Source organism: Gilliamella sp. LMG 34361, from assembly GCF_984569075.1.
Genome location: NZ_OZ474903.1, coordinates 1,216,562 through 1,239,015, shown reverse-complemented (window position 1 = coordinate 1,239,015; position 22,454 = coordinate 1,216,562). Strand labels below are relative to the sequence as shown.

Sequence of the window (22,454 nt, the reverse complement as noted above, 5' to 3'; positions counted from 1 at the left end):
AGAGCATTATACAAAAATATTAGTCTATGGCAACCATTTTTAACCGTTATTTTTTGTTCTTCCAGCTAAGTGTTTCAAAAACACCAAAAATAAAAAGTCTAAGTGCTTTAAATTTATCCTGCTCTTTTTCTTGGTTGGTCATCGTTGATTGTAGCATCCATGCTTGTAATCCGTGAGTAAGGACAAAAGCAGCTAATCCAACGTAAGCGACAATGTTTGCTGGTTTAGGGAAAGGATGAACAAGGTTAAATAATAAAAATAACCAGATGAATGAATAAATTAATTTACCTAAAAATATGAACATTATCTCTCTTCTCTTATAAATAGGTAGCTATGAACTTGCCCTGCTGTTTTTTCTCGATGTAAATACCAATTTGATGGAATATAACTGCATAAATCATGTCCCAACTCAGATTCAATATAAACATAAGCTGATGAACTTAACCAATGGTTATTTTCAAGAAGTTTTACCGTCTTTTCGACTAATGAATGATGAAAAGGCGGATCGATAAACACAATATCAAATTGCTTTTGGGCAGGTTTATCAAGCCATTGAAAAGTATCTGTTGAATAAATTTCGACATTATCGCATGCAATTAATTGCTTATTTTTCTTTAGCTGGTTAGCAACTTGTTTGTCTTTCTCTAATAATGTGACATTTTGAGCACCGCGTGATGCGGCTTCAAAACCTAATGATCCACTACCAGAAAAACAATCTAGACAAACACTACTTTGGATAACTGGCATTAACCAGTTATATAGAGTCTCCTTTACTCTATCTGTAGTTGGACGCAAACCTTGTTTGTCGAGTACTGATAACTTTCGTCCGCGCCATTTACCACCAATAATTCTTATAGAACCATTCATATAAAAAACCTTAGTTAGAATAGTTCTTGTGTGTTACCTTGTGAATCCGTCACGCTGGTACCAACTTCTTGCGATCCATATGTAGTTGGCTCTGTTCCTTTAATAAAGTATTCCGACATAGTTCTCGCGCCTGAGCCTGGTAACATACCGGTTCGCTGATCGATAGTGACAGAAATAACATTATCTGGTTTTACATCTTGTTTCTCTGGTACATCTTTAAGAGCAACTTTCATATAGTCAACCCAAACAGGATTAGCTGTAACTGCCCCTGCTTCGGCACGGAAAGCTCGTCCTAGAGCGCGACGATGGTCATCAAAGCCCATCCAGACCGAGGTCACAATATTACCACCGAATCCTGAAAACCAAACGTCTTTCGATTGGTTAGTCGTACCGGTTTTACCTCCCACGTCTTTTCGACCTAGTGCTTTTACACGCCAAGCAGTACCTTGCCAATCCGAACCACCAAAGACAATACTACGTAATCCATCTTTCATAATAAAGGCAATACCGCTATCAACAGTATGTGGTGCATATTTAGGTGTTAGATCAGTAGTTTTGCTGTCTTTATCAATATCAGGTAAAATTAAGTTATCTTCTGATTTAAGATTCGCCGCTTCCGGCTCTTCATTACCAGTCTCATTCGACTCGTTCTCAACGTTATCTAACGAGACTGAAACAGAATCAAATTTCACTACTTCACCTTTACAGTTTTGACAAGCAACCAATGGTTGGTGTTGATAAATTACGCCACTATCATTGTCATATTCGATTTTTTCAATTAAATATGGAGTAATTAAATAACCACCATTAACAATCACCGAATAAGCACGGGCCACCTGCAATGGTGTGAATGAAGCCGAACCTAAAGCAAGTGATTCATTGTGTGAGATATTCTCTTTTGGGAATCCAAAACGCTCTAAATAAGTAGCTGCATAGTCAATACCAATTGCACGTAGTGCCCGCACCATCATCACGTTTTTAGACATCCCTAAACCGATTCGCATTCTTAATGGACCAGCGTAAGTCGGTGGGGAATTTTTTGGACGCCAAGTTACACTACCTGTGGTGCGCACAATCGGTGCATCATTAAGTAGTGTTGCCATAGTTAGACCTTTCTCTAAAGTCGCCGTATAAACAAATGGTTTAATATTTGAACCTAATTGACGTAAAGCTTGTGTTGCGCGATTAAATTTACTTAAATTGAAATCATAACCACCAACAATCGCTTTAATGGCTCCGTTATTAGAATCAAGAGAAACTAGTGCAGCATTAACGGCTGGAATCTGCGCTAAAGCCCAATTTTCACCAGATTTTTTAACCCAAATCAGCTGACCTGGTTTTAAAGTATCATTTACCTTTCTTGGTGAAGCCCCTTGTTGATTATCAGTAATAAATTTTCTTGCCCATTTCATGTCTTGAAAGGCAATGGTAATATTACTTTTATCGGATAATACTGCTTTTGCTTTTTTATCTGAAGATTCTATAACCACAGCAGGACACATACCGCTATAGCAAATATATTTATGTAAAGCTTCTTGAATTTGTTCCTCACTCAATGGCGGCTCATTATGTTGCCATAATACTTTTTCAGGGCCACGATAGCCGTGTCGCATATCATAATCAATAATATGTTTTTGTACAGCTTCGGTTGCTGCCACCTGATCCGTTTTAGAGATTGTAGTATAAACTTTATAACCATCGGTATAGGCGTTTTCACCAAATTTATCGTACATAAACTGTCTTGCCATCTCAGCAACATATGGTGCCGAAAATTCAATTTTTGGCGTATGATAACTTGCGTTTAGCGGTTTTTTAATCGCTTCATTATACTCAGCTTGAGTAATATAATTTTGATCTAACATACGTCCTAAAACCCAATTACGTCTTGTTAACGCTTTTTCTGGATGCGACATTGGATTATAGGCAGATGGCGCATTTGGTAAACCGGCAAGTAATGCGGCTTCATCAATGGTTAACTGATCTGGCGTTTTACCAAAAAAAGTATATGACGCGGCAGCCACGCCATAAGCACGCGAACCAAAGTTAATCATATTTAGATATAACGCCATTATCTCGTCTTTAGATAATTCTCGCTCCATACGGATTGCAATAATCATCTCTTTTACTTTACGAGAAATACTCTTTTCTGGCGTTAAGAAGAAGTTTTTTGCCACTTGCTGGGTGATCGTACTACCACCTTGTGAAAAGTTTTTGTCCTTCAACCCGATATACATAGCACGCACAATACCAATTGGATCGATACCGAAATGTTCATGGAAACGTGCATCTTCGGTAGCGATAACCGCATTGACAATAATTGGTGGAATTTCATCATATTTTAGTGGAATTCGGTGACGTTCACCAAAAACAGCAATTAATTCACCCTCTCTACTTAATACTTGCATTGGTGTTTGTAAACGAACATCTTTTAGTGTCGCAACATCTGGCAAATCTTTAGAATAATGGCTGTAACCGGCGATCCCAATCACTAAACCCATAAGTACTAAACCGATGAAAAGTTTAAGACAAAATTTTAATATTTTTAATATTATCACAAATCATTCCTATCCAATTGATTTTAAATCAAAGTAAGATAATAAAACTGTATATATTGATTCCAATCCATTTTTAGCCGATGAGTATACTACTTACTCGAAAAGACTCAAAATAAAAAGCGGCTTTAATCTATTTTTTTAAAATTATTAAAATCCATCAAACAATTATTAACCTCTTAAATTTAAAGTAGATTTACTTTTTATATCACTTATACTTTCATATCCCATTACTAATTATTTTATATCTTAGCTTTTGCACAAAACTTGATGAATAAGTTATAAAATAAATACCACATTAGTTTAATAAAGGTTAAACGTTTGATTGACAGTTTTTCAAAGTCAGTAAATTCTCAAATAATTTTGTGCATTATCTCACAATATTTTTATATTTCTAAATATAACTGATGAAGCGAATAAATAATTGTGATTTATACAATTTGAATGATATTGCTATGTGGAGCACAAAACTGACCCCTTCGTTATTACAATATTTAAGTGCGACCTGCTTTTATGTTATTTTGATTATTGCTTGCTTAGTTCAATTAGCTCATACCGAGTTGAATAGTTATACCTTTATTTTAATTTTAATATTGATAATTGAATGGTGGCGGAGTATTTGTTATTTCAAAACCATTCAGGGTGAATTTGCGCTATTTGAAAACATATACCAAATTTATTGGCACAAACAACGTTGGTATTTAATGCGAAAACCGCTACTTTTACGTTATATAATGATTATCAATTTAAGATCACGGCGAAATGGTAAACGAAGAGTATTATTTTTAATGATCGATAACCTTGCGCCTAATGATTGGCGCACGCTTCGTTACCATTTTAAAAATATTGACTTACCTATATAAGAATTAAAGATGACCAAATACATCTTTATGAATGCGATTTTTTAATCCAATACTCAAATGGTATGGATTCAATCCGTGAGTTAACTAATTCGTGGTCCATATGCCGACAAAAGCTAGGAATATCACGAGTTGTGGCCAAATCATCAGCAATAACGTGTAATATTTGACCAATAGATAATTCCCTAATTTCTTTACGAACAAGCATAATCGGCTCAGGGCAACGTAAACCTAACGTATTTAATTCTTTATCAACAATCATAATTAATAAAATAATTAAAGTAGAAGATTAGCTAAATAGTGGGATACTGCATCATCAGCATTAGAACCAATAACTTCCAGCTCAGGAAGCAATGCCTTAAGTTCAGGGCTTGCTTCTTTCATAATACAACCCTTACCTGCCATTTTTAACATCTCATAATCATTCATACCATCGCCGAAAGCAATACTGTCTTTAAGTTGATACCCCAAGCTTTCAACAACTAATTTTAATGCACTTCCTTTAGTCACATTTTCGGCCATAACTTCAAGGCAATTTGGTGTTGAAAACGCGATACTAACACGATTACCAAATTGCTTTTCAATTTTATGTTTCAATTCCACTAAATAATGATTGTGTCCAACATCAGAGGTTGTAAAATAAATTTTCGCAATGTCATTTGTTTCAAAGTTACTCGGATCGAAAAATTGATATTTAAATTGTGTATCAACGAAAAAGCTTAACGAATAAGCATCTGGTTTATTAATTAACCAATCATCACCACGATACACATGCGTATAAATATATGGACTATCTTTACAAATTTGCGCCAACTCACTAGCCGTATTAGGCGCAAAACTACGACTAAACACTAAATTACCTCGACTATCGTGAATTCTTGCGCCATTTGAAGTAATCATAAAAGCATCAATTTCCATATTTTCGCGCATTTGAGTAACATCGATATGATGTCGACCAGTCGCAAAAGCAAAATGGATACCCATTTCACGTAATGCTTGAAGAATTTTTTTAGTGAATGGTGATAAGCTATGTTCAGTATTTAACAAAGTACCATCTAGATCAGACGCGACAAAATGAAACATGATATTCTCAACTTTAATAATAATTTTTGATTTAAGTGGATATAGTTTGCAAAGAGTCAATTAGCTCAATACAAAGCCATAAAATATGATAGCGTATGATACAACTCCATCGATATTTACTCAACTAATTGTGGAGTAATAAAAATCACTAGTTCACGTTTTTGATATTTTTTATCATTATATTTAAACGCATTACCAATAATTGGCACATCTGCAATAGCTGGTACTTTCTTCTTACCTTTACTATTTACTTGCTGAAAAATTCCACCCAATACCACAGTTTCACCACTTTTAACTTTTACTTGAGTTTTAATTTCTTGTGTTTCAATAGCTAATGCTTCCCCCCCATCACGGCGTTTGATTGATCGACCGGTAGTGTTTTGGGTGATATATAGATCCAATATCATTTGATTTTCAGCAACAATTTTCGGAGTGACTTCTAAACCTAGCACTGCTTGTTTAAATTCAATGGATGTCGAATTATTACCACCATTCGACACCTCGTAAGGAATTTCCGTTCCTTGCTTAATTGACGCCATATTTTGATTTGCAGTTAACAAATTTGGGCTAGCAATAATTTCTAGCTGATTTTCCGATTCTAATGCGGAAAGCTCCAAATTTAACAAACCACCCGACAGTTTAGCTAAATTAAAACCGACAGAAGACGACGGATGAGTCACACCTAAGTCAATATCTAGCTGATTAAAAAATTGTGAAGATTTGCCTGAATATCCCCATTTAATCCCTAACTCTTCCATACTCTCATCACTCATCGTCACAATATGGGCAGAAATATGAACTTGTGGAATAGGTTGATCCAAGATTTTAATTAATTTTTTAATATCAGCAAATTGTTTCGTCACGTCGGTAATAAGTATGGAATTGGTTCGCTTATCCACCATCACCTTTCCGCGCTCAGATAACAACCCTTGCTGTTGAATGGTTTCAACTAAATTATTAGGATCGGCATGATTAATCGCAATTGTTAATAAATTTAACGGCTGGTTTAACTCCTGCCCTTTCTGCTCTAACAACTCTCTTTGCGCTAACACATCCGGCTCAATGGATTTAGAGACAAACAAAATATTGTCTTCAATTTTGACCTGTAAATTTGCTGAATTTAACACAACTTCTAATGCTTTTTGCCAATCGACATTGTGAAGTTTAATGGTTTGCTTAGCTGATATATCATCCATCATTACCAAATTCATCTGCTTATTATCAGCCAATGCCTGTAAAATAATCGCGATATCTGTTTGATGAAAGTTTATTGAAATAAGCTCTCCTGATTCACTCTTTTCCAAAGCTATAGGATCTGCCAAACATGACATCACAAAAATCATTAGCAAAATTATTAAACATAGCTGCCTTGAATTTTTTGCCAATTGGCTAACTAATTGACGAAATGGTTGATTAGGTTGATTAGTTTGATTCATTAATTACAACCTCAAATAAAAATCTTATCTTATTTAGTTAACGGCATTGTCCATAACACCTTATGGTTGCAATACTCAGGTAAATTTGCTTGCCATAGAATTTTATCGCTCATTACTGCTTGAATCGTCCACGGAAACAAAATATGCGGCACATTATTATTGGTAATCGCTAGCCAATCACTATCGAGCAAAAGCCATACTTGCTGATAATTAGCATGTTGAATAGACCCTCTAAACTGCCAAGCTTGGATCTGTTTATTCAAAAGATCGGTTTGTTCTTGACAACCAAGCTCAATTGTTTGCAAAAATGGATCTCGTCTATCATCAGCATAAATTGTAAAACAGTAGCTCATCAATGCACATGCGAATAAATGGTGTCTCATGGTGAATCCTCTTTAAACAACAAACTAAATCTAATTTGCAAATAACCATCTTGCTTACTAATAGAAAGGTTTTGAAAATTCAAATAGTAAAAATCGTCATTAAAATCACTAATAAATTGCATAAAATCAGCAAACTGCCCATATAATTCGACATCCCAATAAATTCCCGAATCATTTTGATCATATTTGAACAACGTTAAGCTTAAATGATTACGCTCAATGGCTTTAGCAAGTTCATGCTCAGTTATCAACGTTAGCGAACTATTTTGAGCGGCTTGATAACGTTCAATTCTTGCTTGAAGGGATTCTGTTTCAATTCGCTTTTCTTTATATAAAGTCATTTGCTGATCAATCTGCAGCTTTAAATCTTTGATAAAACATTGATAACCAATAAAAAACAGTGTTGACGGTAACAAAATGCAAATTAAGTATTGTTGCCAAATTGGTCTCTCTAAAAAATCATTATTCATTTAACTCAATATCCATTTGAAACAACAAACTATCATCACTATTTTCGATATTTTTTACTTGGCTGTTCTTCACATCATGATTCGAAGAAACTTGCTGGTTAAAATTGATAATATCTACATAATTAACACTTCGACCGGTAATTTTTATTTTTTGAGATTCATATTCATACAGATTCAACCAAATCGTTGTCGGTAGTTTTTCTGAAAACATCTGTAGCGATTGTTGGATCTGTTTTTGGCTTAATGACGGATGGGGTATATAACCTGACAATTCAGCTATCAACCGCTGTTGTGATGCTTGCTGATCGGATAATAGTTGGGAATATTGATCTAAGTCTGACTGGGCACTGATCAGAAGATAAAAAAAATAACAAGTCATCACTCCAATCAAACTAACAGCAAAAAGAAGCAACTGGAATTGGTGTTGTTTTGTTTTTTGCTTGCGCCATGGTAAGAAGTTAAATAAATTACTTTCAAAATGACTACCCACAAACAACAAACTAAAACCATATTTTTGGAGCAATTCTAACCAATTATTAACCGTATCTCGCTCACAGACAGCAATCATCAACGTTTTAGGTGAAATGGACACAAAATCAAAAAAAAGCTGATCGCCCAACTGTTGAAAGAGTTTATATAAAGATGCTTCAACATATGTGACTAATTCGGTTGGCGTTAATTTTACCTCAGGATACGCAATTTTCTGATACTGTATATAATCATCACCTAAATTCAATTCAATCGCAGTTAATCTAGGAGCTTGCTGTTTTAAGTTTTGAATAAAACGGTCAATATCAGTCCAATCTTGGTAAACAAGCTCAATAAACTCTTTATTCTCATCTCCATACGTTTTAGTTTCTATTATTTGATAGCGCAATTGCGTTGGCTCAACATAAATTACCACCCGACTTTTATTAAAAACCTTCATATTCTATTTACATAGGTTGATAAACAATATCGCGAAATCTTAAACACAAATATTAAGAAATAAACCGATAAAATCTATTTTTGCGAAGCATCATCCAAAAAATGACTAAAATTACACCGAATAAGGCTAATTTTTGGGAAAAGTGAAAAAAAAGGTTGACTGAAATAAGACACGCCTTATAATGCACATCCACACGGTAAGGGTGATTAGCTCAGTTGGGAGAGCACCTCCCTTACAAGGAGGGGGTCACTGGTTCGAACCCGGTATCACCCACCAATTCTTACCGTGAAGTTTTCGAAAGAAATACTTGGGGTGATTAGCTCAGTTGGGAGAGCACCTCCCTTACAAGGAGGGGGTCACTGGTTCGAACCCGGTATCACCCACCACTTACTTTTTATTCTATGGGTTGTTAGCTCAGTCGGTAGAGCAGCGGACTTTTAATCCGTTTGTCGAGCGTTCGAATCGCTCACGACCCACCATTTTTTTATTTCAAAAATCTAAAATTGAAATGTCTACTTCTCACATATAGCATATCTTGAGGGATAAGTTTTATTTAGAGTAATCGGCGTTAAATAATCTAACGCTTAGAATAACCTTTTATTATTATATTAACATGCGTATAAAAAAACGTTGCCGTAGTTGACAATATTTTTTACAGATTACATTTTGATTATTCTAAATTTAGTTGTAGCTTTAGTTGTAGCTATCGCAATATCGTAAAGACATCTTTTATCACTTAATCGGCATGAAATAGCATATGCTCTCTTTTTTGTTTTATTCCAATTAATTACCAACTCATGGCCTAATAATTAAAAAGAACAGCATATTAACATCGTTTTTTATCGATAACTTCATCTACAAAAATAGATTTAAAGCTAAAACCTCCAATTTTTATAGACTGCATTATTTTACCTTTGAAATTTTAGCAAAATGTAAAGTTAAGCTTTAATTCTATTGTTTACTATAATCTTAGAACTATACTTGGTTGAGTTTTCATCTTAACTTGACTTGATTCGATTCTTTAACAAATTCAAAAAAATCTTGAGCGTTAAATCTAATGCCATCACAGAATCTATATATTCTTGTGGTGGTTTATAATAATGTTCCAAGGCCAGTGAACGGTAGGAGTCCGGCTCATAGAAGTAACTTTGCCAGTGTTTGTCATTATCGGCTTCGGCAATCAGTTTATGACCTTGCCAGATAAATTCCGTGGTTTTACCATTTACTGGTACGGCAGTTAAACGGGTCATAGCTGTAGGTAATGGTTTGACCACTTTGTTTAATCACCTTGATTAGACGATGTCGGCAATCATACTCATAATGCGTCCTTTGGTTTTTACCGCGCTTTTCGGCAATTAAATTACCAAAACGGTCATACTCAAAATGTTTATCACTAAAAACAGTAGCCGATTGCCACGGTTCACTTTTGCTTCAAGCTGTGCTAAAGATTGTTTCTCACTGATTTTATTGCCGGTGGTATCATAACTAAACAGCTCTACTTTTTCCGTATGATGCTGTTAGCAGTTGGCTTGGGTTAAGTACCATCCGGGTAGATAATCGCAATACACTGTCCATCTTCATTGCACTAATATTGCGTCTTATGACGCCATGCACGGGTAAATTAGCGAGACGGTATAGACTCCTCAATTATTTTTACAGACTAATCGCAATAAACTAAACCAAGGTCGAGCTTATCAGAGAAGTAATTAACCAATTGGGAGAGTTACAGGCGTGATAATTAATAAGTTGAGGTTTCGATTAATATTGTTTTAAAATATATAGTCATGAATTTATGAGGTTTTATGTTTATTTTATGACGAATTTCAAGCTTTTCCAACCAATATACGCACTTAAATTATAAGTGATAAATCTAATCGGCGTGTCTTGATAACTAAATGATGTCAATGAACTAAAATTATCTACACCTAGCTTCTAAATATACCTATAGCAACGGTAATTTTCCATTTTTCTGATTACTGCTTATCATCGCAAAACTCATTGAATAACTGATTGTCAATATTCTCATCGGGCAACAGCCCCATCTCAACGATAATAACAGTAAAATAGCATACCCTAGCTGGCAGATATTTACTGTAATAAAAATCAATATCTATTTATTATTTAAATATAACTTTACAATAAAATCCCTTCCTATCATCAATTGCTGTAACTAACTCATATATGATACTGTTATCTAATAAATTCCGTTGATAATAAGTAAAACGATGATATTGAATAAAAGATATTAGAGACATAAATAACTCGTTCGCCATTGATCTCGAAAGTTGATTTAATTCAACTTCTAAAAAATATTTACTATCTTTTATTGAAAGTTTATAACCTAAAACACTTTTCTTATCTCGAAAAAAAGCATCTATTTCGCTCGAAATACCGGGATCTGTAATCAACTCAATACTGCTTATAATACTTTCAATCATTGTTACCCTTATTTTTTTCTCTGATTAGTTTTTAGGTCTAAAATTCAATACTAGCACTTGGGTGCTAAATTTAATATTACTTTAAAGTTAATTTGATATTTCCGATCAACCACTGCAAACAAAACATACTATAGTTTCTTCGGTTGACGTTAAAATAATATAACTGACCAATTAATAAGAAATAGTAATAGGTCAGCTATTTTTTTTATCTAATCAGTCATTTATATAATTTAAAAAACAGAATTTTTTTAGTTTATACTCAATAGATAAATAGAGTTTAACCTGTGTTATCACTAATAATCCCTTTTAGCTTTTTAGTCCAATTATGCGCGATGAATTATCAAATTCCGCGGTGATTTGTTTTCCACCTTTAGTTGCGATTAGCTTTAAACCATCATCAAATATTATTTGATAATCTTTAGCCAGCAAATAGTGTTTTATCGCAGCATAGTGATTCACTTCATAATCGGCAATTAATTGTGGAATTACGCTAGCAACGCGGTAATGGGTGTCGTTCTCTTTATGAATTTGGTCAATATAATCATTATTAAAAGTTAACACAAGTGTACCTTGACCAAAATCAGCAATATAATAACCACTTGATTTAAACATACCACTAGCAATAAGTCCAAATAGATGTGGATCGTCTTCGGTGGCATCAAATTTAGGCGTTTTAAATAAATCAATATTATTTTCTTCACCATATTTTTTAAGCTCAAGAGACTGCTCAATAACATCTTCAGGAAGATCCGATTGTTCATTTGCCCAAGCCCAAAGCCAAGTCTTGGTCGAATGCGAAAAGGTTCCTAATAGCTGAAAAGAACAGTGTAAATCATCACCAAAAACAAGTTTCAGTTCATCCATGTCAATTTCCCAAGGCTTATCGACAATGACATCTTCTAAATCAATTTGCTTTTCAAAACCAATCCCTCCATATTGTTCAATAAGTGATTGTAATGGATGTTTTTCTTGATGTTGTTTAGCATTAAGATTAGGTAGAATTACGCTATTGTCGTGTTGTAACGCTTTAATGTCTCTAGTCAAACGGCCATAAGGATCGCTATTAATATAAAAGGGTGTTTTAAATTGAGCTGGAACTTCTGCTTCATGCTGCAAATGAGCGCCATAACCAGTTAGTGATATTGTCAATAACATCACTAAAGCTAAATAGTTTTTCATTGGTATTACCGCCTATATTTCAATTATCCAACAATATTAACTTACAACTAGATTTAATAACTTTCCTGGTACACAAATTACTTTGCGAATTGTAGTATCAGTTAAGTATTTTTGAATATTGGGCTCTTGTTTCGCTTGCGAAGTAACAAATTGGTCAAGTTCTTTGCTTTTTGATAATAATACTTTCCAGAATTTCATATATCGTCCTTATTTTTAGATTTAAATATTACTCAATATTTTTAATAATTTAATTTTTATAAATTCATCCAGTGAAATTTTTAAGAGGATGTTGTCAATTTGCTACCTGTTATTTCAGCGTTTAAGTAGGAGAAATAACCTAACCCCTTTTTATTATAATTCATTTCCCACTTTATGCGCTCAATTATTAAGCAAGTAAGTTGTACAGTCAAGTTAACTTTTTTTATTCAAAATCATAGAGATGAAGATAGATAAAATCTACTATCGTTACCTATTGATGGGTTTCCGTTATTAAATCTGGTTTAATTTTCGCTTTATAAGATATCAAACTTATTATAATGCTTACTTAGTTTATTAGGCACATCGGTTGCTGCGGTTAGGATAAGTTGGAAATGAATGCAGGAAATAATGGTCTACCTGATTTGATCAATGAAATGTTTGACTGGATACTAAAAACAGTGGGGGAATACGGTTATGCAGCTAACGATTAATATTAGAAAGAGCCGGATGGGTATCCGGCGATTACTGCTCAGAACATATATACCTATAAGAGTATTTTGATGGTGTAATATAAAATATTCGGCTACTTTCTCTTTTTTATCTAATCAGTCATTTATGTAATTTAACTAGCGTTTTCTATATTTCATGTCCGATTAATATCCTGTTAATAGAGTTTTACCTGTGTTATTACTAATAATTCCTTTTGGCCATTGGTTTAATTATGCACGATAAATCACCAAATTCTGCACTGATTTAGTTTTCTTCTTTGGTTTTGATAAAATCTGAATCATCACATGACGCATTAAGCTTACGTAAGCGCAATGAGTCGTCAAATTCTGCGCTAATTTGGTTTTCACCTTTGGTTGCGATCAGCTTTAAACCATCATCAAACGTTATTTGATAATCTTTAGCCAGCAAATAGTATTTTATCGCAGCATAGTGATTCACTTCAAAATTGGCAATATATTGCGAGATTACGCTAGCAACGCGGTAATGAGTATTGTTCTCTTGATGAATTTGGTCAATACGTTCATTATTAAAAGTTAACACAAGTGTGCCTTGACCATAATCAGCAACATAATAACCACTTGAATTAAACATACCACTAGCGATAATTCCAAATAGATGTAGATCGTCTTGGGTGGCATCAAATTTAGGAAATTTAAATAAATCAATATTGTTCTGTTCACCACATTTTTTAAGCTCAAGAGACTGCTCAATGACATCTTTAGGAAGATCCGATTGTTCATTTGCCCAAGCCCAAAGCCAAGTCTTAGTCGAATGCGAAAAGGTTCCTAATAGCTGAAAAGAACAATATACATCATTGCCAAAAATAAGTTGCTGTTTGTCCATATCAATTTGCCAAGGCTTATTGTCAATAACACCATCTAAATCCATTTGTTTTTCAAAAGCAAGTCCAACATATTGTTCGGTAAGTGCTTCAAATGAATGTTTTTCTTGACGTTCTCCAGTTCGAACAACCTCTTGATTTTTTCTAAATAAATTTTTAAAGAATTTCATATATCATCCTTTTTAATTATAAATATAACTCATTTTTTATGTACTTGATTATTAGGCATATAAGTCATGTAGTCAAGTTTACTATTTTTATGTAAAATCATAAAGGATGATCGAGTCGATGCATATTAAGAGTGAACTATATTTAAAACTACTACTTAAAAACATACTGCACTTACTGCAAATTAAAATCATTAAGCCTTAATTTAAATCCACTATAATGGATATTTTTCCCATTTATCGTTTCTGCGTCTATAGACTTCTTTTTTGTCGATTCGCCACCCTTTATTTTTATAGTGAAGTGTATAACGATAGCGATCTTCCATGACGGAATGCTCTTGGGTTTCAATAACAATTTTATTTTTCTTTAACACTTCGGTTGCCAGTATTTCTTCATCGGGAGAATATTCTGGTGGATATTGAGTATTTAAACCTCTCCCAAATTTTTGTTCTTTTAAGGTACGGTTGATTGCGGGTGTAGTTGATAGGAAAAATTGAGTTGATTACAACTCGCTACTATTGCCCTAAGGCAATAGCATTGAATAAAACAAATACAGCGTTAAAGAGTCAAACCATAACCTAACGGATAAAGCGCTTTCATGTCATTTGGTAAATCAGAAGATTGTTTTAAGACACTATCCATTGAGTCTGGTAATGCAAATGGTAATTTAGCTTTGTAAGGTTTGCTATCGAATAATCGTTTAAAAAGTACGTCATCTTTAACACCAAAATTAGCAATCAGGGCATTAGCATTTTGTTTAACTTGTGTTAAAACGGCTGGTCTATCGAGATAGACAGTTACAATAACAGGATGCTTTTTGCTCGTTTCATTGATGAATTTGATGTCTTTATCATCTGCCGCAAAATCTAGAGAACCTTCATGATATCTTGCGCCAAAAAAGTAGTTTTTATGATTTTGTTCATAAGGCGCATTTACACGAGCGACAACCACATCAGCTTGTTCTAGTTTTTCAACAATGGTGACTTTGCCTTTAAGGGCATTTTTAGCGTCATCAGCAAAACCATATAAATAGACTTTACTTTTCGTTTTCAATGGTAGAACTTTATCTTTATTTTCTAACAATACTAGTGAGTTAAATTGTGCTTCATCGGCAAGTTTCTGGAAATCCTTATTGCCTACAAAACGACTGGCTTGATTTGGATCGGCATAAGGATTTTCAAATTGACCTAAGGCAAATTTTTGCGTCAAAATAGCTAAAACAGCACTATCAATTGCTTTTTCGTCCAATTTATTATTTTTTACGGCTGACACGATAACCGAACTATCACTCACACCACCAAATTGTTGAACCCCAGCTTGGATTGCTTTGATAAAGCGTTGCTCAACAGTCAGATCTTCTACCCCCCAAGACATTCCTTCAGCTTTAAGTGGCACATCTGGCGGATTACCATTGATACACATCTCATTACAGTCTTTAGTGATATTCCAATCACTAATAATCACACCATTAAATTTATACGTATCGCGTAGCAAATCTTTCAATAAATAGCTATTAAAGCCACCACCAACCTGCTCGATTTTGTGACCATTTAACTCAGCATTTTTTAAAATGGAATAAGTCGGCATAACAGCTGCTACATTAACTTCGAATGCACCAGTAAATGGAATAATATGCTGTTCTAAACTGTCTTTTTGCGTATAAAGTGCATATTTACCATAAGAACTATGGCTATCAAACCCATTTTCGGCCGCACCATAACCCACCCAATGCTTAACTACCGCAGCCACACTTTGTGAGCTTAAACCAAGCTTACCATTTTGTACGCCTGATATATAACCGCGAACCATTTTTTTACTTAACATTGGATCTTCGCCAAATGTTCCTTCAAAACGAGACCAACGTGGCTCAGTTCCTAAATCAGCCATTGGAGATAACGCTTGGGTAACGCCTAATGAACGATACTCTTGTCGAATAATATTACCATACTCGTTAATCGCAAGCTCATTACCAATCGCGGCCATACCTAGAGTACCGGGCCATTGGCTAAAACCTGCTTTACTTGTCACTTTATTGCCATAAAAGAAGGTATTTCTAGGATCAACACTTATCGTTAAAGGAATCCCCAAACGTGATGACTCAGCAATTTGTTGTAATTGATTATTTTGCTCAGCGAAATTCTTAGGATTTACTTCTAAACGAGTAATTAAACTATTTACCTTATCATCAAGTACTAGCTGTTTAATTTCATCTAGATTATATTTATCACCATGACCAAGCTCATCACCTATACTTTTGGCATTACCATGCATCATCAATCCGGCTTTTTCTTCTAAAGACAACTTTGTCAGTAAATCTTGGGCGCGCACTTCAGGAGACAAACGCCAATCTTCAAAAGGAGATAATTTGCCATCCCGATCAAAGTCCTTAAATTTCAGATTATCAACCACAATATTCTTTAATTGATAGCTTTTAAGCTCCGCTTGCTTAATAGCCAGCGCCTGACCCGCAGCCAATGTTGCACTAATTAATAATGCCAATTTAACGATCTTATTTGTCATATGAACTCCTTATCTAATCATATCCAATCAACTTTTAACAAGCGATAAACCAATTCCGCCGTAATTTATTTTCGGCAAATTTAAAACAAAAAAACCTAAACACTTTACTAAAAAATGCTTAGGTTTTGCCTGATTAGCCAGCTATAAATACGCCGTTTACAGTAACAATCCAAATTATTACTGATAAATTAGCACCAATTTAAATATCGTATAACATAGAAGTTTAATAATTGTGATGGATATCACATTATGTGAATGGTTAATGAAGAAAAACAAAGTAGATTAATAAAAAAATGTGACGCCAAAAACCTCATATTTATTAACCATAAATTACATAAAAAATAAGTCGGTAAGCAATATAAAACATCACCAGTCCAACAACTGAATCCAATATGATCCACATTCGTTTTTGTTTAAATAGTGGTGTAAGCAATCTAGCTCCATAACCAATACTAAAAAACCAAATAAACGACACACAAACTGCACCGATTAAAAATGCCCATTTTTGCTCAACCGATAGTGTACCCGCAATTCCGCCAACAATTACCACCGTATCGAAATAAACATGAGGATTAAGTAAAGTCACCGCTAGCGTCGATAACACCACTTTAGCTAAGGAGTTATTTTGCTGCTTTGCCGAATCCACTTGCATACTACTATTGCCCCGCACTGCACTTTTAAATGCATTAAACCCATACCAAAGCAAAAACAGTGCACCGAAAATAGCAAGGGTGTCGGTAATTAAAGGATTACGTTCAATAAAAGAACCTACCCCCCAAATACCAATTGTCATCAAACTAAAATCACAAATGAAACAGATGGCCGCCACAAAAAAGATATGGTTTTTCAATAATCCTTGTTTGAGCACAAACAAATTTTGTGCCCCAATAGCAATGATTAAACTCGCTGAGATCATCGCTCCACGTAAAATTTCGGTCAGCATTTAACCTAAAATCCTAAAAAATGAAAATAGGCATTATAAAAAATTATTGATATTTGTATCATTATTAAAATGGATGATTACGCACTTAAAAAAAACGGTTATGATATGCAAACCGCTTAAACAAATTGATTGGTACTAAATTTAAAAGCACAAGGAAGCCCTATGATTGTCGAATTTATAATCTTATTGAGTGTAGGCGCATTTGCTGGATTGCTAGCAGGTATATTTGGTATAGGTGGTGGAGCTTTAATTGTGCCAGCATTAATAATGATACTTGATCACTTTGGTCATGGTGGGCAATGGATAAACCATATCGCTGTCGCCTCATCACTCGCGACCATTATTGGTACGAGCTTATCTTCCAGTTGGGTTCATAATAAAAATCATAATATTGAGTGGTCTATTTTAAGGAAAATGGTATTAGGATGCATTATCGGAACCATTGGCGGATCGTATATGACACCTTATATTCCCGGTGTTTGGCTAAAATGGATTTTTATCGCTTTCCTTATCTACACAGGTAGCAAATTCATTCTTAAAACAGAAAATGTCACCAAAAACACCACATCATTACATAATGTAGTTTATATCATTATTGGTGGGCTAATTGGCATATTTGCTGCCTTGGTGGGGGTGGGGGGAGGTGTGTTAGTGGTTCCCTTCTTAAAAAAATGCGGTGTAGATATGCGAAAAGCTATTGGCACGTCTGCAGCATTTACCTTACCAGTTGCGCTCGGCGGTAGTATTGGCTATATCATTGCAGGATGGAATATTAAAGCGTTACCACAATATAGCTTGGGTTTTATTTACTTACCAGCAGTCATATCAATTATGCTAGCGAGTATACCTATGGCGAAAGTTGGAGTGCAAATTGCACAACGGTTAACAATAAATAAACTGATTAATTACTTTGGTACTTTCCTATTATTAATCGCCGTAAAGCTTATAATTTCATGATTTTTAGGTTTCAAAAACCCCGTTCCTCAACTTTTTTACTTAGAAACCTAAAGATTGTTTTTTAGGAAGGATTTTGAGCTTCAAAAAGTGCGCTCCTCAAAAATTTTGATAGTTTATATTGCTAAATAGCTGGAATAGTTAAGGGTATTGTGATAATACCCTTAATTTCCAATTAAAAATCAGGAACGGTAGCTGTTTTGCTAAGTCCGTAACTATTAAATGTTCCTTCAACAGCCGTTGCACATTTTTGTTGTTTCAGCCACATAATAAAATGTTGCCCAGTGCTTTTGCTAGCAAAATGAAGGTGTGGATAGTTCAAATGAACGCTACCCCATTTTTCAAGCATCTTATTTTTTACTTCAGTTGACCATTTACCCTGTACGGTTAAACGTTTTTCGGCTCGCCTTAAAGCGCTTTGTCCTTTAGGATTAACGCGAATTAAGCGTAAATAACCTTTAACGCTTGTCGGTATAGGGGTAGTTGGCAGGGCAATTGTGTAGTCGCTAACCACTGCTTGCAAGGCAGCTTTAAACGGTTGTAAATGCGTTTCATCGCCAAATATCCGAATAATACCACCTAAGGTACGATGTACATTATAACAAGGGAAGCTAACTGCAATATTGCCTTGATGATTAACTAACACCTGATGCAGTGATTGCATAACTTGATTAATCACTTCTGTTTCAGTTATCTCCAGTTGCGGAATTGCCCGTAGTTCAAAATAGTGAGTAAGCATAATATTACTCCTTACCACTAGCACTAGCACCAAATACACCACCACGAATCAGAACTGCGATAACATAATGTTGTTGTTCAAGCGTTGGTTTTTCCCCTTTGAGTATCCAATTATCAAATAAGGTATAAAAATCCTTTTTTTGTTTAGGTTGTCTAAAAGCATGTCCCATAGTAGTAACTGCACCATAAGGTTCAATGGCAATCGGAAATTCGGCTTTTTCAGCATACCAAGTATCAATAGTTCGAATGGCATTGCTGATTTTTTGCGAGTGCATTGCTGCTTGACCATTTTTTTCATACAGGACTTTACTTTTTTCTTTGCCAGTATCCAAAATCAATTCTTGTGATGGATAGACCTCTTGCCCCAATCCCATTTTTAACTTAGCTTGAATATTAAAGATAACGAACTCTTTGCCTAATAATCCTGCTTCAATCAGAGCAGCAAGGTCATTTACCGATTTGTCGTCATAATCAAATGAATTTAATTGATATTGCTTAACATCACTCACTTCAATCGTTGCTATTTTGTCATCTTTTTTACGACTAATGGCAATACTGATTTGTTCAGCAGCCATACGATTACGCCATAACCAACGACCATTTAATATATTAATTGCATAACGTTTAGCAAGAGCTTGTAACCCTTCTGATTTGATATAGCTTTGAGTTGTTTTGGTTAACTCTTCTTGATATTCAACATTATTACAAACTGAAGGTGAACCTAAAAAAGGTAGCACTTTACAGCTCCATTTAACCACTAAGGTATCTTTATCGGCATCAAGCGCTGCGACATCCACTGTTTGTAAATTAGCTTTTTGAATTTCAGCGTCTAATTTAGCCGGATCATTTGCTAAAGCATTTTTAAGCCGATTCGAAATGGTACCGCGAACAGATTTTTCAGATAATAAAACTGGTGTTAATTTTTGATCATCATGGCTCTTTTGCTGGGCAAAAATGGCATCAGAAATATCAAAACTACGTTCAAAGGCTAATACTGATGCGGTAGTGATTTTATCTTTACTCATAATTCATTCCTTTTTTCAATGCTAAACTTGTTTAATTAATCTTGATTAATAATATAAATATCTGCGTCATTCGATTGCAGTTCGCTGCATTTATAACGCCAAAATGCTTGTGATAAATTGTCTTGTAATCTTAGTGGAAATACCCACTTGCCTAATCCATAAATACATTCGACAAATTGTGTTGGATGCTCATTACTACGGGCATTTTCAACCGTTCCTGCTTCAAACAGTGGTGAAATAGCTTGATAACCAAGAGGTATCGGCACTAACCAACCTCGTCCCTGCTTGACCGATGTGGTTTGCCAATGCTCTTTTTCTTGCGGATGATGATGCAACATGGCAGTTTCAACTAACGCGTCAAGTGCAGTAGCATTCGGATCTTTTTGTTGTAGCTCGGCGGTGATTTCCTGTAACTCTTGCTGTGCTTCTACTAAAACAAAGGCTGGTAATAAAAGTTTTGATAAGGATTTATCTGACTCATCTGAAGAAAGTAATGAGACATTTTCAATTGATATAACCTGACCACCAGCAATACGTTGCTGATAAAGTTTTTGCTTCATCTGCTTAATAAATGATTGTTGTTGCTCAGTATTGTATAAGGTTTCCATATCGTCTATTTTCACCTCTACTAGCAATGAGACATCAAGATGAACTCGACCTTCTTCAATAATTGAACGAGTATCACCATTTTTAGCTAACGGATTGCGGGTAAGACGAAATGTATAATCCGCATAATTATTAGGTCGATAAACTTGTACATCACAATCATGACAAGCGATTAATACACCATCCAGATAGATAGGATGATCCGACTCAATTTTTCGATTTAAAGCATGAATCGCCCCTAAAAAGCCCGAGATAGCCGGAAAACCATAAGTTAATGGACTAGAAATAGCATTGGCATTATGAATTTTGACATGATCAAAAAAGAGATAGAATGTTAAATCTGCCATTAGAAGATCCCCTCCTTCCTACGTTGACTGGCTTTTACTGCTTCGCGAAATTCGCGACGCCACTCTTGAGATTCAGCATCAGAGAATTGTTTTTTAGTATTGTCGAATTTTTCTATTAAGGCATTTTTAATCCAAAAAGCAAAATCCTTTTCTAATTCAACAACCCAATTACCTTGCTCATACTGATGTTTAAAGTTTTCTTCATCTTCAAGTTCGGCCCGATTAGGATCAAGCCAAAGTTTTTGTGACATCAGCAACGAATAATCACGACTCCAACCTGCCGGCATGGAAGTTTGTATATTCCGAGCAAATTTAAGCAATAAAGTTAAAATAACCGCAAAGGCATCTTTTCGATTATCCCGCTCTTCAACTACATTTTTGGGTGCAGCAACCATATCGAACAGTAGACGAAAACCAAATCGGCAGAAATACTGTAAGGAATTGTCAAATACACTTTCTTTTTTTTGACCAATTGACGGAAATTGAGAGCGCTCGAATTTAGGTGGCATTGAAGGTAATAAAAAATTACGACCGCCTTGATTACTGGTTAATTGACTTACCCCTTGTGGATTACTACCCCCAAGTTTTACCACTGCTAAGTGATGGAAAGTAAAATAAGGTTGATGTTCTACTCCTTTCAAACGCCGTTGTTCACGAGCTTTTTTATTTTCTTCGGAAAAGCGGGTTTGTACTTTTTGATAGACTACATTACACAAAGATGTGGGATGCAGAGGAACAAGCAAACGATAATTATCTTCTTGTTGTGACAAATAACTCTCTTCACTATTCGGCCAATAAAATTGCTTATTAAGTTCGTCAGCTTTTGGTTTTTCAAAATCATTAAAGATAACTTTTTTAAAATTGGCTAAATAGATTGCTGCTTTCTGCTCATCATCAGATAGCGCTTTTAATATAGCTGGATGATCGTCAATAATTAATTCTAATAATGTTTTATCGCCATTAATACATTGATTCAATAGAGAAAATATATCTAGACCGGCAGCATTTCCTGAACTATCAGCTACTAAATGTGTTGGTGTTGATGAAGATACATATTGCTGTTCATTTGGTTTGACAATTGTAAAATTGTTAACGTTATCACCTAAACTTGAAGAATGAATGGCTTTAGAAGAGTGGTGACAAATGGATATCCAAAACAATCTACGCGTTGCAGCATCTTCCATCCAATTTTCAAAATCAAATCTTTTACTCAGTTCTAATATCTTCTGTTGAGATTCATTTACAGCCTTTTGATCGCCTGCTTGTGTAGCTTTTTCTAATTTGGTCAGTTCACTTTTATAACTGCTGTTATTAGCAAGCCGTTGCTGAAGAAAGTCGACAATAACCTTTCTTATATCTTGCCAAGAAATATTATTCATTGGCCCTCCTTATATTTGTAAAAATGAAA

At 34.7% G+C, this 22,454-nt stretch carries 24 protein-coding genes and 3 tRNA genes; 5 read left to right on the top strand and 22 right to left on the bottom strand.

The window, feature by feature from the left end:
* Window positions 1-46: 46 nt before the first annotated feature.
* Genes AC5LXI_RS06040 through AC5LXI_RS06030 form a run of 3 tightly spaced genes read right to left on the bottom strand, consistent with a single transcriptional unit; the run spans window position 47 to window position 3,365 of the window.
* Window positions 47-304 carry a DUF1145 domain-containing protein gene (locus AC5LXI_RS06040; protein WP_493443966.1) on the bottom strand — a complete coding sequence of 86 codons (258 nt, stop codon included), beginning with the start codon at window positions 302-304 and terminating at the stop codon, window positions 47-49.
* Window positions 304-867, bottom strand: a complete 564-nt coding sequence (gene rsmD / locus AC5LXI_RS06035; protein WP_493443965.1) for a 16S rRNA (guanine(966)-N(2))-methyltransferase RsmD — start codon at window positions 865-867, stop codon at window positions 304-306. The genes AC5LXI_RS06040 and rsmD overlap by 1 nt, the downstream gene beginning before the upstream one ends.
* Window positions 868-881: 14 nt before the next feature.
* Window positions 882-3,365, bottom strand: coding sequence for a penicillin-binding protein 1A (locus AC5LXI_RS06030; protein ID WP_493444264.1), 2,484 nt, complete (start codon window positions 3,363-3,365; stop codon window positions 882-884).
* 509 nt (window positions 3,366-3,874) lie between these two features.
* Between AC5LXI_RS06030 and AC5LXI_RS06025 the strand changes: the two genes are divergently transcribed.
* Window positions 3,875-4,282, top strand: coding sequence for a protein YgfX (locus AC5LXI_RS06025; RefSeq protein ID WP_493443964.1), 408 nt, complete (start codon window positions 3,875-3,877; stop codon window positions 4,280-4,282).
* A 25-nt stretch (window positions 4,283-4,307) separates the two neighbouring features.
* On the opposite strand, the gene tusA is transcribed toward AC5LXI_RS06025, so the two are convergent.
* The 6 genes from tusA to AC5LXI_RS05995 form a co-directional block, all read right to left on the bottom strand.
* Window positions 4,308-4,541, bottom strand: coding sequence for a sulfurtransferase TusA (gene tusA / locus AC5LXI_RS06020; RefSeq protein WP_493443963.1), 234 nt, complete (start codon window positions 4,539-4,541; stop codon window positions 4,308-4,310).
* A gap of 14 nt (window positions 4,542-4,555) precedes the next feature.
* The gene (locus AC5LXI_RS06015; RefSeq protein WP_493443962.1) at window positions 4,556-5,362 is read right to left on the bottom strand and encodes a Cof-type HAD-IIB family hydrolase; all 807 of its coding nucleotides are present in this window, start codon (window positions 5,360-5,362) and stop codon (window positions 4,556-4,558) included.
* A 116-nt stretch (window positions 5,363-5,478) separates the two neighbouring features.
* Window positions 5,479-6,798, bottom strand: a complete 1,320-nt coding sequence (pilQ, locus tag AC5LXI_RS06010) for a type IV pilus secretin PilQ (RefSeq protein WP_493443961.1) — start codon at window positions 6,796-6,798, stop codon at window positions 5,479-5,481.
* Between the two features lie 29 nt (window positions 6,799-6,827).
* Window positions 6,828-7,181: a hypothetical protein gene (locus AC5LXI_RS06005; RefSeq protein WP_493443960.1), complete on the bottom strand. Its 354-nt coding sequence runs from the start codon at window positions 7,179-7,181 to the stop codon at window positions 6,828-6,830.
* Window positions 7,178-7,651 (bottom strand): hypothetical protein, encoded by a 474-nt coding sequence (locus AC5LXI_RS06000; protein WP_493443959.1) that lies wholly within the window; start codon window positions 7,649-7,651, stop codon window positions 7,178-7,180. Before AC5LXI_RS06000 ends, AC5LXI_RS06005 begins: the two co-directional genes overlap by 4 nt.
* A complete protein-coding gene (locus AC5LXI_RS05995) occupies window positions 7,644-8,579 on the bottom strand; it encodes a PilN domain-containing protein (RefSeq protein WP_493443958.1) in 936 nt (311 codons plus the stop codon). Before AC5LXI_RS05995 ends, AC5LXI_RS06000 begins: the two co-directional genes overlap by 8 nt.
* Before the next feature lie 200 nt (window positions 8,580-8,779).
* On the opposite strand from AC5LXI_RS05995, the gene AC5LXI_RS05990 reads away from it, so the two are divergent.
* The 3 genes from AC5LXI_RS05990 (at window position 8,780) to AC5LXI_RS05980 (ending at window position 9,058) form a co-directional block, all read left to right on the top strand.
* Window positions 8,780-8,855: transfer RNA gene (locus AC5LXI_RS05990), tRNA-Val, on the top strand.
* A gap of 34 nt (window positions 8,856-8,889) precedes the next feature.
* Window positions 8,890-8,965, top strand: a tRNA-Val gene (locus AC5LXI_RS05985).
* A 17-nt stretch (window positions 8,966-8,982) separates the two neighbouring features.
* Window positions 8,983-9,058: transfer RNA gene (locus AC5LXI_RS05980), tRNA-Lys, on the top strand.
* A 519-nt stretch (window positions 9,059-9,577) separates the two neighbouring features.
* Here the strand turns inward: AC5LXI_RS05980 and AC5LXI_RS05975 are convergent.
* The 9 genes from AC5LXI_RS05975 to AC5LXI_RS05935 all read right to left on the bottom strand — a co-directional run bounded on the left by AC5LXI_RS05975 (window position 9,578) and on the right by AC5LXI_RS05935 (window position 17,373).
* On the bottom strand, window positions 9,578-9,853 hold the full coding sequence (locus AC5LXI_RS05975) for a hypothetical protein (RefSeq protein ID WP_493443957.1): 276 nt from the start codon (window positions 9,851-9,853) through the stop codon (window positions 9,578-9,580).
* The gene (locus AC5LXI_RS05970) at window positions 9,795-9,935 is read right to left on the bottom strand and encodes a hypothetical protein (protein ID WP_493444263.1); all 141 of its coding nucleotides are present in this window, start codon (window positions 9,933-9,935) and stop codon (window positions 9,795-9,797) included. The genes AC5LXI_RS05975 and AC5LXI_RS05970 overlap by 59 nt, the downstream gene beginning before the upstream one ends.
* A gap of 761 nt (window positions 9,936-10,696) precedes the next feature.
* On the bottom strand, window positions 10,697-11,017 hold the full coding sequence (locus tag AC5LXI_RS05965; RefSeq protein ID WP_493443956.1) for a hypothetical protein: 321 nt from the start codon (window positions 11,015-11,017) through the stop codon (window positions 10,697-10,699).
* Window positions 11,018-11,323: 306 nt separating this feature from the next.
* Window positions 11,324-12,196: a DUF6882 domain-containing protein gene (locus AC5LXI_RS05960; RefSeq protein WP_493443955.1), complete on the bottom strand. Its 873-nt coding sequence runs from the start codon at window positions 12,194-12,196 to the stop codon at window positions 11,324-11,326.
* A 36-nt stretch (window positions 12,197-12,232) separates the two neighbouring features.
* Window positions 12,233-12,394, bottom strand: a complete 162-nt coding sequence (locus AC5LXI_RS05955) for a hypothetical protein (RefSeq protein ID WP_493443954.1) — start codon at window positions 12,392-12,394, stop codon at window positions 12,233-12,235.
* A gap of 753 nt (window positions 12,395-13,147) precedes the next feature.
* On the bottom strand, window positions 13,148-13,915 hold the full coding sequence (locus AC5LXI_RS05950; RefSeq protein WP_493443953.1) for a DUF6882 domain-containing protein: 768 nt from the start codon (window positions 13,913-13,915) through the stop codon (window positions 13,148-13,150).
* Window positions 13,916-14,127: 212 nt separating this feature from the next.
* Window positions 14,128-14,382 (bottom strand): NTF2 fold immunity protein, encoded by a 255-nt coding sequence (locus tag AC5LXI_RS05945; RefSeq protein ID WP_493444262.1) that lies wholly within the window; start codon window positions 14,380-14,382, stop codon window positions 14,128-14,130.
* 89 nt (window positions 14,383-14,471) lie between these two features.
* Window positions 14,472-16,433, bottom strand: coding sequence for a glycoside hydrolase family 3 protein (locus tag AC5LXI_RS05940; RefSeq protein ID WP_493443952.1), 1,962 nt, complete (start codon window positions 16,431-16,433; stop codon window positions 14,472-14,474).
* A 319-nt stretch (window positions 16,434-16,752) separates the two neighbouring features.
* Window positions 16,753-17,373: a LysE/ArgO family amino acid transporter gene (locus AC5LXI_RS05935; RefSeq protein WP_493444261.1), complete on the bottom strand. Its 621-nt coding sequence runs from the start codon at window positions 17,371-17,373 to the stop codon at window positions 16,753-16,755.
* A gap of 165 nt (window positions 17,374-17,538) precedes the next feature.
* Between AC5LXI_RS05935 and AC5LXI_RS05930 the strand changes: the two genes are divergently transcribed.
* On the top strand, window positions 17,539-18,333 hold the full coding sequence (locus AC5LXI_RS05930; protein WP_493443951.1) for a sulfite exporter TauE/SafE family protein: 795 nt from the start codon (window positions 17,539-17,541) through the stop codon (window positions 18,331-18,333).
* Window positions 18,334-18,505: 172 nt separating this feature from the next.
* On the opposite strand, the gene cas6f is transcribed toward AC5LXI_RS05930, so the two are convergent.
* Genes cas6f through csy1 form a run of 4 tightly spaced genes read right to left on the bottom strand, consistent with a single transcriptional unit; the run spans window position 18,506 to window position 22,425 of the window.
* Entirely contained in the window at window positions 18,506-19,069 is a 564-nt protein-coding gene (gene cas6f / locus AC5LXI_RS05925; RefSeq protein ID WP_493443950.1) for a type I-F CRISPR-associated endoribonuclease Cas6/Csy4, read from the bottom strand.
* A gap of 4 nt (window positions 19,070-19,073) precedes the next feature.
* A complete protein-coding gene (csy3, locus tag AC5LXI_RS05920; protein ID WP_493443949.1) occupies window positions 19,074-20,093 on the bottom strand; it encodes a type I-F CRISPR-associated protein Csy3 in 1,020 nt (339 codons plus the stop codon).
* A 35-nt stretch (window positions 20,094-20,128) separates the two neighbouring features.
* Window positions 20,129-21,046 carry a type I-F CRISPR-associated protein Csy2 gene (gene csy2 / locus AC5LXI_RS05915; RefSeq protein WP_493443948.1) on the bottom strand — a complete coding sequence of 306 codons (918 nt, stop codon included), beginning with the start codon at window positions 21,044-21,046 and terminating at the stop codon, window positions 20,129-20,131.
* Window positions 21,046-22,425 (bottom strand): type I-F CRISPR-associated protein Csy1, encoded by a 1,380-nt coding sequence (gene csy1, locus AC5LXI_RS05910; protein WP_493443947.1) that lies wholly within the window; start codon window positions 22,423-22,425, stop codon window positions 21,046-21,048. Before csy1 ends, csy2 begins: the two co-directional genes overlap by 1 nt.
* Window positions 22,426-22,454: the final 29 nt, after the last annotated feature.